General features: G+C 31.6%; 7 protein-coding genes. 6 read left to right on the top strand and 1 reads right to left on the bottom strand.

The features are described from left to right. Positions 1–1,117: 1,117 nt before the first annotated feature. The gene (locus VBY68_RS09925; RefSeq protein WP_415269625.1) at positions 1,118–1,807 is read right to left on the bottom strand and encodes an SMI1/KNR4 family protein; all 690 of its coding nucleotides are present in this window, start codon (positions 1,805–1,807) and stop codon (positions 1,118–1,120) included. 405 nt (positions 1,808–2,212) lie between these two features. On the opposite strand from VBY68_RS09925, the gene VBY68_RS09920 reads away from it, so the two are divergent. From VBY68_RS09920 to VBY68_RS09895, 6 genes are all read left to right on the top strand, one after another. Further along, positions 2,213–3,823 carry a type I restriction-modification system subunit M gene (locus VBY68_RS09920; protein WP_415269624.1) on the top strand — a complete coding sequence of 537 codons (1,611 nt, stop codon included), beginning with the start codon at positions 2,213–2,215 and terminating at the stop codon, positions 3,821–3,823. Beyond that, on the top strand, positions 3,820–6,936 hold the full coding sequence (locus tag VBY68_RS09915) for a P-loop NTPase fold protein (RefSeq protein WP_415269623.1): 3,117 nt from the start codon (positions 3,820–3,822) through the stop codon (positions 6,934–6,936). Before VBY68_RS09920 ends, VBY68_RS09915 begins: the two co-directional genes overlap by 4 nt. 3 nt (positions 6,937–6,939) lie before the next feature. Continuing rightward, on the top strand, positions 6,940–8,190 hold the full coding sequence (locus tag VBY68_RS09910; RefSeq protein WP_415269622.1) for a restriction endonuclease subunit S: 1,251 nt from the start codon (positions 6,940–6,942) through the stop codon (positions 8,188–8,190). Positions 8,191–8,388: 198 nt separating this feature from the next. Then, positions 8,389–11,394, top strand: coding sequence for a type I restriction endonuclease subunit R (locus tag VBY68_RS09905; protein WP_415269621.1), 3,006 nt, complete (start codon positions 8,389–8,391; stop codon positions 11,392–11,394). Between the two features lie 80 nt (positions 11,395–11,474). Beyond that, positions 11,475–14,276, top strand: coding sequence for an AAA family ATPase (locus VBY68_RS09900; RefSeq protein WP_415269620.1), 2,802 nt, complete (start codon positions 11,475–11,477; stop codon positions 14,274–14,276). 1 nt (position 14,277) lies between these two features. Beyond that, the gene (locus tag VBY68_RS09895; protein WP_415269619.1) at positions 14,278–15,498 is read left to right on the top strand and encodes an McrC family protein; all 1,221 of its coding nucleotides are present in this window, start codon (positions 14,278–14,280) and stop codon (positions 15,496–15,498) included. Positions 15,499–16,290 lie beyond the last annotated feature (792 nt).

Below are 16,290 nucleotides of genomic sequence, written 5' to 3'. Positions count from 1 at the left end.
TTTTTTAGACTTATTGTAGCGTTAACGTTTCGTTATGAGCTTTTTAACAAAAACCTTTGTTTTTTAACATAGCAACATCATTATAAACAATATACAGTAGAGATTTTTTCCAATTACCCCAACTATCACTTCGAGTGAAATTCATTAAACATAATAAAAGGAGTTTTGTATCGAGAAGTATTCGGTAATAACAAAGTTCTCGATACTATTTTGTTCCTCTACGTTGCACAAAATCACTCGAACTGACATTTAAAACGTTATTATGAATGAAACCTAGTGGAGTGATGTAATCTCATGAACATATGCTTTCATTTTGTCTTGATACAAAACGAAACAAAAGATCAAGACTTCTTTTTCTTCTTTTGAATTCTACGTTGTATTCCGTATTCGAATCCAGACCGTAAACTCTTTGGATTCTCTTGTACTCCATAACCTTGAATTCTAGCAAAATAAAAATAGGTCGGTGTTTTTCCATACTCTTCTCTACTCCTCGCAATGACGGTAATAAAACGTCCTCAGAAAGCAAGCCGAAAATTACACCGTAAGAAACGTTAAAAATGAAAAGCTGTTTGAGCAATAGCGAGTTCTTTTCATTTAGTTTCGAGGATGTTAATTTTCGAGTGAAGGTTTCGAAAGACTAGATTTTTTGGTTCTTTTTCATCAATGGAAAAAAGAATAATACTACAATAAACAAAACATCCTTATTAGCAGAATACAGTGAGTAACGTAATCTCATAAATTGGAGTTACTCACAAACATATACTTTCATTTTGTCTTGATACAAAACGAAACAAAAAATCAAGACTTATTTTTCTTTTTTTGAATTCTACGTTGTATTCCGTATTCGAATCCAGACCGTAAACTCTTTGGATTCTCTTGTACTCCATAACCTTGAATTCTAGTAAAATAAAAATAGGTCGGTTATTCATACTCTTCTCTGCCTCCTATAACGTCATTACGAACGAAACGCAGTGAAGTGACGTAATCTTATGAATGTGAGCTACTCATAACCTTAAGATTTAGCTCCGCTGAACCTTACGGTTTCTCACTCTGGTCGAAATGACAGTAACCGATAAACAGATTGCTTCGTCCTACCTCCTCGCAATGACGGCAATAATTAATTACTTACTATTCCTTTCTTTTTATTGTATTTATCAGCAATATCTGTCCAATCATTTCTACGGGTGTGTCCAAAAATAATTTCTACTTTGCTATAATCACTTTGTTGGTCTTGCCTCCATTCTTTCCATTCTTCCTCATCCCATTCGGTTCTTTCATCATCAATATAAAATCGATCATTTTTGTATTCTTCAATGAGGAAATCTACAAAATCATCAAAACTATCAGCAATAACCGAAACAGGTTCTGGCTCTGCACATGGCAAGTAAATAATTTGTCCGTAAGTCCCTTTTTCTGCCGGATCATAATCAATGCATAAGTATTGACCAGAGCCATCGGTAGCAAAGGGTAACCTTTTGGTACTATACAGAATATTTTTTACCAAGTCTTTTTGATAAACACTATCGGGATATGCTTGGTTTTCGTGTTCTTTAAAAAAATTATAGGTATCAATAATACGATTACAACTATATAAAAAATAGCTAAAAAATCCATGTGGGCTTTCACCCCACTTCTCGTCTCCATTGGTTATTTTTAATAAATCTTTTAACGATTGCGGTATAGGTAAGTTAGTTTCTTTTTCTATACGCGCTATTGCTGTATCACTAGCTCCTGGTGGTAATGTTTCTCTTATTTCTGAAAACTTTGTTGAAATTATCACTAACAATTCTTCTATCTTGTTTTTCATAGTATGTATGTTTTTATGTAAGCCGCAATCTACCAAAAATCTATATTTTTATATATACTTCAAAATCACACACAAAAACCTCTACTCTATTATTGCTTTTTCTAAACAATAAAGACTTTTTAAAACTAACAAAATCCTAAAAACAAACATTTTTCTATTACGGTTTGTATACTTTTAAAACACTTCCTTTTTTTTTACGCTTTCTTATGGTTTCTCACAGTGTAATTGTTCGGGTTTTGTTATTTTAGATTTCTTATTAAAAAGAAACCTCCAAATAAACAAAGAGTGAAATATAATAGAACAACTACGGCTTTATATAATAAATCATTTTATTACTTTTAATCCCTAGTATAATTACGCTATGATTATATCAAATAATACGCTTACTAATTACTATACATATTAATGCCTAAGAAACAACCAAAAGCAGATATTAACTTTGAAAAAGAGTTATGGAAAGCAGCAAATGAACTTAGAGGTGCTGTCGCTGAGAATCAATATAAAGACTATGTATTACCTTTAATATTTTTAAAACACATCTCTGAACGGTATGAGTTACGTAGAGATACCTTAAAAAACTTATTACAAGATAAAGCTTCAGACTATTATACTTTAGACGAAGAAGAACAAAAGTACGTTTTAGAAGACCCAGACGAATATCTATCGAAAAACACGTATATCATTCCAGAAAAAGCCACTTGGCAATTTCTACAAGACAATGCCGAGCAAGACAATATTAAGGTATTGGTAGATGATGCTTTTGATTTGCTAGACCAAACTTTAGCCACCTATAGACCTGATTTAAAAGGTATTTTACCGCGAATATTTGTTAAAAGTCAATTAACTGCAAAGCAAGTAGCAGGTTTAATTAATTTATTGGCAAACCCTAAATTATCAGAAAAAGAAAACCCTGACAGTGATATTTTAGGGCGTGTATATGAATATTACATTGGTAAGTTTGCCATTGCAGAAGGTTCTGGTGCAGGACAGTTCTTTACGCCTGGTAGTATTGTGCGTTTGTTAGTGGAAATGATAGAACCTTACGAAGGTAAAATCTTTGATGCAGCTTGTGGTTCTGGGGGTATGTTTGTACAATCTTTAAAGTTTTTACAAGCCCATGATGGAGACAAAAAAAACATTTCTATTTACGGTCAAGAGCGTTACGATGGTACCTTACGCTTATGTAAAATGAATTTAGCTTTACGCGATTTATCTTTTGATGTCCGTTTAGGTGATTCTTTATTACAAGATAAATTCCCTGACTTAAAAGCAGATTTCATTATTGTAAACCCGCCTTTTAATGTTAGCCAATGGCACCCTGAAGATTTACCAGAAAACGACCCTCGATTGTTTGGTCCTAAAGATGAATTTACGACCGATGGAAATGCCAATTACATGTGGATGCAAACCTTTTGGAGTCATTTAAGCGATACGGGTACGGCAAGTGTGGTGATGGCAAATGGGGCGATGACCTCTAATAATAAAGGAGAGAAAAATGTACGCCAATATATGGTTGATAATAGTATGGTAGATTGTATTGTACGTTTACCAGACAAACTGTTTTTAACTACAGGAATACCTGCTTGTATTTTTATACTGAGTAAAAATAGAGATGGTAAAGACGGAAAACATAGAGAACGTACGAATGAAATCCTGTTTATAGATACCTCTAAAATGGGAACTATGGAAAGTAGAAAATTACGTGTATTTAACGATGATGATATTAATAAAGTAACTGAAACCTATCATAATTGGCGAAACGTTATTGCGGGCGAAACGAAGCAATCTGCTCAATATGAAAACGAAGCTGGTTATTGTTACAGTGCAACCCTAGAAGAGGTACAAAAACAAGACTACAAACTAACCCCAGGTATTTATGTAGGTACCGAAGCAGTTGAAGACGATGGTATTCCTTTTGAAGAAAAAATGACTTCTTTAAAAGCACAATTACAAGCCCAGTTTATAAAAGGAAACGATTTGCAGCAACAGATTTTAGATAATTTTAATAAATTATGATTGATGAGAACTCAAACATAAGAGAATACATAAGCCTTGTAAAAAGAGGTTTAGAGGAAAAGTTTTTACTTAAACTTCAAATTGACTTAAAACTGGCTAATCAAAGTGATTTAATTTTTGATTTAGCTGATATTGAAAGACGATTTTTTGTTGAAGTTAAATCATTAATGAAATCTGTTGATCCAAATAACATCATTCAACAAATAAACTATCAAAAAAAAGTTTTAAACGATCTATATCCTAACGAAAAGATACATCACGTTCTAGTTTTTCAAAATTCAATAAATAACAAGGAAAGAGAAAATTTTTTAAGTCAATTGAATAATAATCTAGGAAGACAATATGTGTTTGATAGAGCTGATATTTTGAATATGATAGATAATGAATCTACTAAAAACAAAAATACTAGTTCTAGAAAAATAAACGGGCAACTTTATTTAGTTGGTTCTTCTTGGAGTGGTAAAGATCAAACACAGCGATTTATAGACGAATCTATTTGGGAAAATGGTTATGATAATAGATATTTAGATATTGTAAATATGGTTGAGCAAGGAGACCTTCTATTAATGAAATCTACATTTGCCCAAAATTCAAATAGTATACTAAGACTAAAAGCTTACGGTATTGTTCAAGAAAATTTAAAAGATGGAAGAAGAATCAAGATCAATTGGAAACCTTTTGATAATTTTATAGACATTGTGGGTCTTGGTTACTATAGAGATACAATAACTGGCCCTAGTAACCTCGACATCAATACTATTTTAGAGCAAATTCTGGCTATTAAACCCAATTTTATAAATATAATTGATAGCTTAAAACTTGTTAAAAAATCCAATGTAAATTTGGATAAAAAATTAGCTTCTGATAAAGAACAAGAAATAAAAACTACCACAACCACCATAGCTGGTTTATCAAGCGATGTAGATTCTGGGGATGATTATCTTGATATTTCAAAAGATGTAAACGCCTTTGCCAAAGTAATAGCTGCTAAAAGTTTTAAACCACCTTTAGCTATTGCGCTTTTAGGTAAATGGGGATCTGGGAAAAGTTTTTTTATGCGAAAATTAATGGAACGTATAGAAAATCTTTCAGAAAGCGAAAATCAAAATGCTTATTGTAGTGGCATTGCCCATGTTCGTTTTAATGCATGGTCATACATGGATTCTAATTTATGGGCTGGAATTATAGCTAAGATTTTTGAAGGATTACAAGAGTATATAAAAAATGATACTGCTGCCAGCCTTATTAAAGATGATGTTGAAAAAAAAATTACAGAAAAATTAAATATAGTAAAAGAAGAAATAGTTGATTTAGAACATCAAAGAGATAGTATTGATGGTCAAATTAGAACTTTAGAACTTCAAAAAGGACAGGCTGCAAAAACACTTCAAGGAAAAATTAATGAGATAAAAAACAAATCATTAAAGAAAGTATTAGACCAATTAGATGTATCTTTTAATATTTCTACAAAAATAAAAGACACTTTAGCTTTAAATAATTCTTTCAATAAGTCAACCGAACAATTTAGTAAAGTAGTACCTGAAGAGTATTGGCAAAACCCAACAGAATTATACAAAAAAGTAAAATCTAAATACACCTTTGTAAAAACCTTTTTCAAAGGTGCCAGCTGGAAGGATAATTTAGCTTGTTTTTTTCTAATACTAATATTAGTGATAATAATAAAAGGGGTTGTGTTTTTGGCTAACCATTTTTTAAACAAAGTAGATTTTACTATACCTACTAAAACATGGTACTTTATTACTGTTATTGGTGGTTTTATTATCAGAAACATTCAAACTTTTAAACGTTTACAACCATTAATATCATCTTTTTGGAAAATTAAAGAAGATTACGAGCTTCAAAAAAAGGATGCTATTTATAAAGTTAATCAAGCAGAAAAGGCATTAAAATTTGAAATTGAAAATTATAAAACCGAAATACAAAGGATTAACACACAAATTAATCAAGCAGAACAATCTAAGCTAGAAATTGAATACAGGCTAGAGAATACTGTAACTACGGAAGCTCTTTTTAATTTTATAGAAAAACGATCTATAAGTAACGACTATAAAAAACACCTAGGTCTTGTTTCTATAATTAGAAAAGATTTTGAAATATTAAGTGAGTTATTTCGTGGACATCATGATGAGGTAAATAATTCTGGAGACTCGGAGGAGTTTCAAAAACAGTTTGAAAAACCCTTAGAGCGTATTGTTTTATATATTGATGATTTAGATCGTTGTTCCGACGATCGTGTTGTACAAGTACTTGAAGCCGTTAACTTACTAATGGCGTACCCATTATTTGTGGTTGTGGTTGGTGTAGACCCACGTTGGGTAAAAAATGCGTTAATAAAAAAGCATGAATTACAATTTAGTAGTAAAAGTGAATTAGAGAGCTCTGAAGCTATTGAACCTTCTGGTTATTTAGAAAAAATATTTCAAGTACCTTTTCAACTCAAAGCTGCTACCGATAAAAGCGTAAAACACATGCTGAAAACGTTAGCCGAATCGAAACCAGAAATAGTAGTAGCTAAAGATGAATCTCCAGAAAAAGAAAAAGAAAAAGAAAAAGAAAAAGAAGAAGGTGAAACAAGAGATTCGTCTAATGGTGGAGAAGATAAAAAGATCCCAGAAAGCTACACAAAACCAGACTCAGAAACAGAAGAAGTAATAACAAAAGAAACTATTGAGTCTTTAAAATTTTCGGATAAGGAAATTGAGCTTTTACAAAGCATGTCTGATATTTTAGGGACAAACCCTAGAGCTTTAAAACGGTTTGTAAATATTTATAGGGTTATAAAAGCACATGAAGATTTTAAGTATACTAACGAAACAGAAGAAGGTGAATTATTAGCGGTTATGTTTTTAATTGCATTACCATTGGGTAAATATAAAAAACTGGTAAAACCATTTGAAAATTGCTTAAATATAATTAGTAACGAAGATACGAATTTGCATTCTTTTCTTAATATAAATGATAAAAATGGTAAATTAAAGGATAAACTTATGGAAATACTAAAGCTTAATAACACTGTTCTTATATATCAGAAGATACATGTATTTCAAAAACACTATTCTTTTATTAAACGTTTTACCTTTAACAATCTTTAATCAATGCCAAATAACTGGAACACATATAACCTTTTTGACTTCATAGATATAAACCCTAGAATGAAGTTTAATTCTAGTGAGGAATATCCTTTTGTGGAGATGAAAGACTTGAACCCCAATAGTAGAAAAGTTTTACCTTCAGCTACTAAAAAATTAAAAGGTGGTGCAAAGTTTCAAAATGGCGATACATTATTTGCTAGAATAACGCCTTGTTTACAAAATGGTAAAATATGCCAAGTTAAAGGATTAAAAAACAACAAAGGCTTTGGTTCAACAGAATTTCTTGTTTTTAGAGGTAAAGAAAATATTTCTGATAATGATTTTGTTTACTATCTATCAAGAGAACCTTTTGTTAGACAATTTGCGGAGTCGAATATGATTGGTACTTCTGGAAGACAAAGAATTGCAAAAGAAGCGTTTCAAAATTTAAAACTAGAATTACCCCCGCTCCCAGAACAAAAAGCTATAGCCAACATCCTATCAGTCATAGACGATAAAATAGAAAACAACCTAGCCATTAACAAAACCCTAGAAGACATGGCAATGGCATTGTACAAACATTGGTTTGTAGATTTTGGACCTTTTCAAGACGGTGAATTTGTAGAGAGTGAATTGGGGATGATTCCTAAAGATTGGGAAGTTAAGAGAATTAAAGATTTTGGAGATACGGTAACAGGAAAAACACCTTCTAAGAAATTTCCAGAGCATTTTGGAAAAGAAATGGCTTTTGTTACTCCAACAGACTTTAAAAATTATGGTAAACATATATTAAATGCTAATCGTTCTATTTCTATATTAGGAATAGAAAAACATAAAAAGAATATTATTCCTGTAAACTCTATAATTGTTACCTGTATTGGTTCTGATATGGGAAAAGTCGCAATTTCCAAAACTTCTTGTTTAACAAATCAACAAATAAATTCGCTTAAGTGTAAAAACTATCATTTCATGTATTGTTTTTTTGTTCATAATTACTCGCTTCTAAAACGATTGGCTGGTGATGGAACTACAATGCCTATAATTAATAAGTCTTCATTTGAAAATATAGAAATATTATACCCAAGAAAAGATATTTTGGATGATTTTGAAAAGAAAGTAATGCCTTTTGACGAACAAATATTAATTAATACGAAAGAAAACCAAACCCTAACAGAACTTCGCGACACCCTATTACCAAAATTAATTAGTGGAGAAGTACGTTTAAAAGAGTTTAGAGAGCAAGTAGAAAACGTTATTACAAACGAAGTGAAGTAATCTTATGAAGTAAAATACTATAAAAAGATTGCCACGCTCCGCTCTCAATGACAAATAAGAAACAGATTGCTTCGTACCTCTTAATGACGGTTTAAAAGCAATAACAAATAGTAAAAAATTTGTATTGAATAGAAAAAGTAACGATAAAATAAAGAAAGAGAAAGATTACCACGTCGTTTCTCCTCACAATAACATACTATGACAACAGAAGCAACCATAGAGCAAGCCACCATAGATTGGTTATCCGATTTAGGATATACACACCAATTAGGTACTACCCTACCCCAAAACCATACTAAAGAAGTTGTATTAAAAGAACAATTACTTCAGTTTATACAACAACAATATCCAGATATTCCAAAAGAAATTCAAAAGCTTTCGGTTGCAGAATTTACGAATAATGTTGGTGCAGATGTAGCACATCGCAACCGTACGTTTCATTTAAAACTCACCAAAGGCTTAGAGTTTTCTTATGAAGATGCTTCTGGCAAAGAAAAAGCCGTACATATTTATCCTATAGATTTTACCAAACCAGAAAACAACAACTTTTGGGCGGTGAATCAGTTTAGCATTACAGGAAAAAACAAACGTCGCCCAGATATTATTATTTACATTAACGGTTTACCTCTAATCGTATTTGAACTGAAAAATTGGTACGACCAAAACACCAATATAAAAGAGGCTCACAACCAAATACAACATTACATAAAAGATATTCCGTTGTTATTTGAATACAATGCCATAACCATTATTAGCGACGGTAACGAAGCGCAACATGGTATGTTTAGTTCGGGTATGGAGTGGTTTGCTGCTTGGAAAAGTATTAATGGTACAGATACCGTTCAAGAAGACGATTTTCAAATGCACACGCTGTTATTTGGTCTATTTCCAAAAGACAGAATCTTAAACTATATTAAAAACTTCATTTTTCATGAAGACCATAATGGTACACTCATAAAAAAGGGAGCTAAATACCATCAGTTTTTCGGTGTTAACTTTGCAGTAGCAGCGGCTAAAAAATCGGTACGCCCACTTGGTGATGGTCGTATTGGGGTTATTTGGCATACCCAAGGTTCTGGTAAAAGTATTTCTATGGCCATTTACACAGGTATTTTACGCAGTTTACCAGCCTTGAAAAATCCAACCATTGTAGTACAAGTAGATCGTAGTGATTTAGACAGACAATTGTATGAAAACTTTGTACTCGCCAAAGATTTGGTAGGCGATGTACAACATGCCGACACCACCAACGATTTAAGGAACTTGTTAAGTGCAGGCGCAGGAGGTGTTATTTTCACTACCATTGAAAAGTTCAGGTTAAAACAAACCACAGACGATGCTTTAGGAGAATTGGAACATCCTATTTTGTCGGAACGAGAAAACATTATAGTGATGGCAGACGAAGCCCACAGAACACAATATGGGTTATTAGATGGTTTTGCCTCCAACTTACGTAAAGCATTACCAAATGCATCATTTATTGGTTTTACAGGAACACCTATTGATAGCAAAGATGCCGATACACAAGAGGTGTTTGGAAATGTAATTCATACTTACGATATAAAACAAGCTGTTGCAGACAACGCTACCGTAAACATTTTTTACGAACCCCGTTTGGCTAAACTGCATTTATGGAATGAAAATATTGATGCCGAAGTTGATGCGATAACCGAAGATATTGAGGATAACAGCAACTTAAAATGGGCTGCTGTTGAAGATGCTGCGGGTAGTAAAGACCGTGTAGATAAAATAGCCAAAGACATACTAAATCATTATACCAATAGAACCTACACTTTAGCAGGAAAAGCCATGGTGGTTTGCATGAGCAGGCGTAACTGTGTAAAAATGTACAATGCTCTAACAGCTTTAGAAAATTGCCCAGAAGTAGCCGTGGTTATGACAGGGAATATTTCTAAAGACCCCGTAGCATGGAATCCACACATAAGAACTAAAGAAGCTACCGAAAGCATAAAAGCAAGATTTAAAAAGGAAGACGATCCTTTAAAAATTGTCATTGTTAGAGATATGTGGTTAACGGGTTTTGATGCTCCTTGTGTTCATACCATGTATATTGATAAAATTATGAAAGGTCATAATTTAATGCAGGCCATTACCCGAACCAACAGAGTTTTAAAAGATAAGAAAAACGGTGTTATTGTAGATTATATAGGTATTGGTGATAATTTAAAATCAGCCACTGGTAAATACACAGGAAACGGAGGAAAAGGGAAACCGACCATAGATATACAACAAGCTTTAGAGTTGTTTATGAATCAAGTTGAAATATGCAAAGCATTTATACCTGCGACCATTGATTATACTGATTGGAAACGTTTACGTGATGCTGATAAAGTTTTATTGGTGAAGAAGGCCGTAAATCATATAATTAAATACGATGAAGACGCTAACAATTATATGAAAGCAGAAAAAACGTTGTCTAGTTTATTGTCTATCGTAAAAAGTCAACCCGAAATACAAGAATATACAGCAGCTGTATTATTTGCGCAACACGTATCTAAAGCAATTCGCAACGCAAAATCAATACCAGGTAATAGAGGTGAACAAAAAGAAAAAATAAAAGAACTTATTAGCCAAAGTATCGATTCTGAGAATATTGTAGATGTGTTTGCCATGGCAGGAATTGAAAAACCTGATATTTCAATCTTGGATGAAACCTTTTTATTAGGTGCTAAACAAGAAAAAGACGGACATGCATTAAAAATAGAATTGATAAAAAATATTCTTAAAGATGAAATCAAACTTCGTCTTCATAAAAACATAAAAAAATACACTTCTTTAAAGGAAGAATTAGAAAAAGTTATAGATAAATACCATACCAATGCATTAGATAGTTACGCTACAATTGTAGAAATGATAGAGCGTGCTAAAGAGCTACAAAATGACGATAAAAGAATTAAAGAATTAGGTTTAAGTGAAGAAGAATTAGCATTTTATGACATACTTGCTGCCAAACAAGATATTATAAAAGAAGAAGGAATCATTCAAGATATCGTACATGCTGTTGTAAAAGCTGTAAAGGATAATCTTCAGTTTGATTGGACAAAAAAAGAAAATGCAAAAGCAGCCATACGGTTAGCCGTAAAGAAAGAATTGAGAAAGAAAGTAAGTTTATCGAAACTTAATGAAATTTTAGAAGAAATTATGCAACAAGCCGAAGGGCAGTTTAGCGAATGGACAGCTTAAAAGAATGTTTATAGCTAAGCCTTTTTTATTTATAGTCATTATGACTGACCTTTTGAACTTGTAAAAGAAAAAGAATAATTATGAATGAAAAATTACATCAATTAAAACAAGATTTTTTAAGCTATTGGCCTTTAGAAAAATTAGAAAAAATGACTCTAGAGGAATATACAGATACTAAAAGAGAAAACTCTTTTTGTTATTGGGTTGAGCATATTACCCGAGATTTAGGAAGTGTGGTTGGAGGTAGTTCATATAAGTTTGGGATATTCAAAAAAGGCTCTGATACACCAACAGAAAAAACAAGCTATCGTGATTCTGATGGAGAATATGCATGGTACACCAAATATGGAACAACACCCCAAGAAGCATTTGAAAAAATTAAACAAATCATTATTATCGTAGCAACTAGTGCCCAAGAAGACAATTTAAAAGCTATTGATACTATTGATTTAGGTACTGCTTATAAATGGAAGATTGCTTTTTTATATGGCGACTTTAATGTGTTGAATATTTTTAAATTAGAAGCTTTACGCTTTGTGGCTAAAAATTTACAAATTCCTTTTAAAAAGAAGACTCCTGTATCAGTATATCATAGAGAAATTTTAAAAAGAAAAGGTTGGGAAAACTTTTTTGATTTTTCACATCATTTATGGGATCAGTATTACAGGGGACTTATAGATGTGAAGAAAGAGTTTGCTAGTTGGTTAAATAATCAAACACATGATTCGTATAGAAATTATCTTGGGTATACTTTAAATAGTATTCAAGAAAGGTTAAATGAAATTGATACTTTTTTCGATGAAATTGATTTCTTCTTGGTAAACCCTGAAAATGTAGAGGAACATATAAATGCAATAGAACTCATACTAAGCAAAATAGAGCGAGAAAAAAAAGCGGATTTCGTTGAGTATGACCTTAAAAATAGTAACGGAATCCCCAAAGCATTATTAGGAAAAAACAATTATCTACAATTTCTTAATGAAAAGTTTTTTGATAAAAAGAACATAGACATTAGTTTTATAGATAAAATTGAAAAAATAGAGCAAGACCTGTTCAATTTATATGAAATCTATTTAAGAGAATATAGAAGTGAAGATTTAAAAGAAAGAACTATTGAAAGTTATGTTGAAACAGCCTCTTTTCAAATTCCTAAAAGATGGAACGAACTCTATTCGAATAGTTTTGATTCTTTTAAATTAAACTATGAAAATATTAAAAAGGTAGAAAACTTATTAGACAAAGGATTTTCAGGATACGCCTCATTCTATCCATTTATATCTAGTTTATTAAATAAGTACAAAAAAATTACGACTATGAATAAAATACTATTTGGTCCTCCTGGTACAGGAAAAACCTATGCTACCAAAAAATTAGCAGTAGAATCAATAGATAAAATAAAGTATACAGAAGAAAGTAGAGAGTTTATTATTCAAAGATATGATGAACTCTATGAAAAAAACCAAATTACGTTTACTACTTTTCATCAATCTATGAGCTACGAAGATTTTGTAGAAGGTATAAAACCTAAAACTGAAGATAATCAGGTTATATATGAGGTAGAAGATGGAATTTTTAAAAAGATAGCTAATAAAGCCAAAGGAATTAAAGGAGAAATTACTTCTAATAACTCCTCTGCTATTGATTTTAAAAAAGTAAACTACTTTAAGATGAGTGTTGGAGGAAAAACACGTAAAGATATTCACGATTGGTGTATTGAAAATAATTATATAGCTTTAGGATATGGAACAACGAATGATTTGAGTGATATTATTCATAACTCCGACCAAAGAAGTTTTAGAGAAGCTTATGAAAAAGAATATTTTGTAAAAGGTGAACATTCTTCATACAGTATTACTGCTATAGCTGCATTTAATTATTGGATGCAAAAAGAAGATATTGTATTAGTTTCTTTAGGAAATCATATTATAGATGCTATTGGTGTAGTAAAAGGAGATTATGAATACAAAAATATTGACGGAATTCCTTATCATCATTTTAGAAAAGTAGAATGGTTAGCTACTAATTTAGATGCCGACCCCAGTTTATTTGTAGATAAAAACATATCACAGCAAACTATTTATCAATTTGATAACAGTGATATTAAAGTTGATTACTTGGAACAAACTTTTTCTAAGCAAACAACAACAGAGGAAATTAAAAAAGATCATGTTTTAATTATTGATGAAATTAACAGAGGGAATGTATCTGCTATTTTTGGGGAATTAATTACGCTTTTAGAACCAGACAAACGATTAGGCCAACCTGAAGCCATTACTGTAAAACTCCCCTATTCTAAAACTGAATTTGGCGTACCTCATAATTTACATATTATAGGTACTATGAACACTGCTGATCGTTCTGTGGAAGCTTTAGACACTGCTTTGCGAAGGCGCTTTGAGTTTACGGAAGTGATGCCTAAACCTGAACTATTAGAGAAAATTATCTTTATTGAAGACGAATTAATTTTTAATCTAAAAGAGGTTCTAAAAACTATTAATAACCGTGTAGAGGTATTGATAGATAGAGATCATACCATAGGACATTCTTATTTTATCAATATAGAAAGTGGAGATACAGAAGCTCTCGCTAATACTTTTAACAATAAAGTTATTCCGTTATTGCAAGAGTATTTCTATGGTGATTATGGTAAAATAGGTCTCGTTTTAGGAAATGGTTTTGTTGAACAAAAAAATAATGGAAAAATAAAGTTTGCTAAGTTTTCTTATCAAAATCAAGAAGATTTAAAAGCACCTAGCTTTTTGCTTAAAAAAATTACTCCAGAGAATATTATAAAAGCCATATCAGAAACACTTGAGGTACCTAAAGAGAAAAAAGAAAACGAACAAAAAGAAGTGCTAACTGAAGCTATGGAAACCCTATAAGATGAAAGTATACGAACATCAACGTTTATATATTGGTCAACAAGGCTTTCAGCAAAAACATTTAGACGCTCTTTTAAAACTAAACGAATACCATGAGTGGAAATATTTTAAACCTATTGCCAAAGGTATTCAATTTAATCAATATGTAGGTATTATTCAGGTTAATGGCTTATCAATAGAAATTCACCCAAAAGCTGACAAGTATGATTCTGATACTAAATGGCAAAAAGTATTATTACAAATGTTACAAGCCTGTGGAAGGTTAAAAGCTGATACCGCAGGCGCTGCAAATGTTAAACGTACCAATTTGAATTTGTTAGAAGTATACTTTGATTTGTTTTTATCAGAAGTACAAAATTTACAAAGAAAGGGGCTCGTAAAACAATATAGAAAACAAACACAAAACACGAAAGCCCTAAAAGGTAAGCTTGAATTTGCTGGACATATACATAAAAACATTGTACGCAAAGAACAATTTTACACAACTCATCAAGTATATGACACCGATCATGTATTACATCAAGTTTTGCACGAAGCACTAAGCATAGTATCTCAATATACAAGAGGCACATACTTATATGATTCATACAAACGTGTTGCACTTAACTTTCCTGATATTAGTAAAAAACAAATAAACCAACAACTATTAAACTCTATAAAACTCAACAGAAAATCAAGAGATTATGAGTATGCTATAGAACTTGCAAGGTTGATTATTTTAAACTATTCCCCTAATATATCTGGGGGTCAAGAAAAAATGTTATCTCTTTTGTTTGATATGAATGTATTATGGGAAGAGTATGTATTAACAGAGTTATACAAAACAACTAGAGATAAAAATATAGAAGTAATAGGGCAAGATTCAAAACTTTTTTGGAACAATAATAATTTACGCCCTGATATTATACTAAGAAAAGGAAATGAAACATTTATAATAGATACCAAGTGGAAATGTCCTACTAATGATCGTGCTTCTGTGGAAGATTTAAGGCAAATGTATACCTATTGTCGTTTTTGGAATGCTAAAAGAGCACTATTACTGTATCCTGGAGAAAATAAGGATAATCAGTTTCTTAACTTTCATACAGAAGAATATTTAGTAAATGGTAACGCTATGAAACATCAATGTAAAATGGGTTTTATCTCTGTATTAGACAGTAACAACAATCTATCTAAAACTGTTGGAGAAGACATTATTAATCTGTTAGAAATAAATCACTAAAATTCTGTACACTTTTTTTTCTTACAACTTTTTTGGTATACAAGTATGGGAAGGTATTTTTAACATTAAGTTCAGTGGAGCTAAAAACTCATGAATGGGAGTTACTCATAACTTAAAGATTTAGCTTCGCTGAACCTTACGGTTTCTCCCGCTGGTCGAAATGACGGTAATCGAGAAAAAGATTGCTTCGTCATACCTCCTCGCAATGACTGTAATAAAACATCCTCAGAAAACAAACCGAAAATTACACCGCAAGAAACGTTATAAGTGAAAAGCTGTTTGAGCGACAGCGAGTTCTTTTCATTTAGTTTCGAGGATGATAATTTTCGAGTAAAGGTTTCGAAAGACTAGATTTTTTGGTTCTTTTTCATCAATGGAAAAAGAACAATACCATACAAACTAACACTCAACGAAATAGAAATGGAAAATGACGTAATCTCATAAACATATGCTTTCATTTTGTCTTGATACAAAACGAAACAAAAAATCAAGACTTCTTTTTCCTTTTTTGAATTCTACGTTGTATTCCGTATTCGAATCCAGACTGTAAACTCTTTGGATTCTCTTCTACTCCATAACCTCGAATGCTACCAAAATAAAAATAGGTCGGCGTTTATACATACTCATCTCAATCTCCTCGCAAAGAGGAAAACCAACAAATAATAACGTCATTTCGAACCGAGCGCTAGCGAAGTGTGAGAAATCTTATTATTCAGAATTACTCATAACATTAAGATTTAGCTTCGCTGAACCTTACGGTTTCTCGCTAGCGCTCGAAATGACGGTAGTAAA

Source organism: Tenacibaculum ascidiaceicola (assembly GCF_047470925.1).
In the GTDB taxonomy this organism is placed as follows: Bacteria; Bacteroidota; Bacteroidia; order Flavobacteriales; family Flavobacteriaceae; genus Polaribacter; species Polaribacter discolor.
This window is presented reverse-complemented; position numbering and strand designations above follow the sequence as displayed.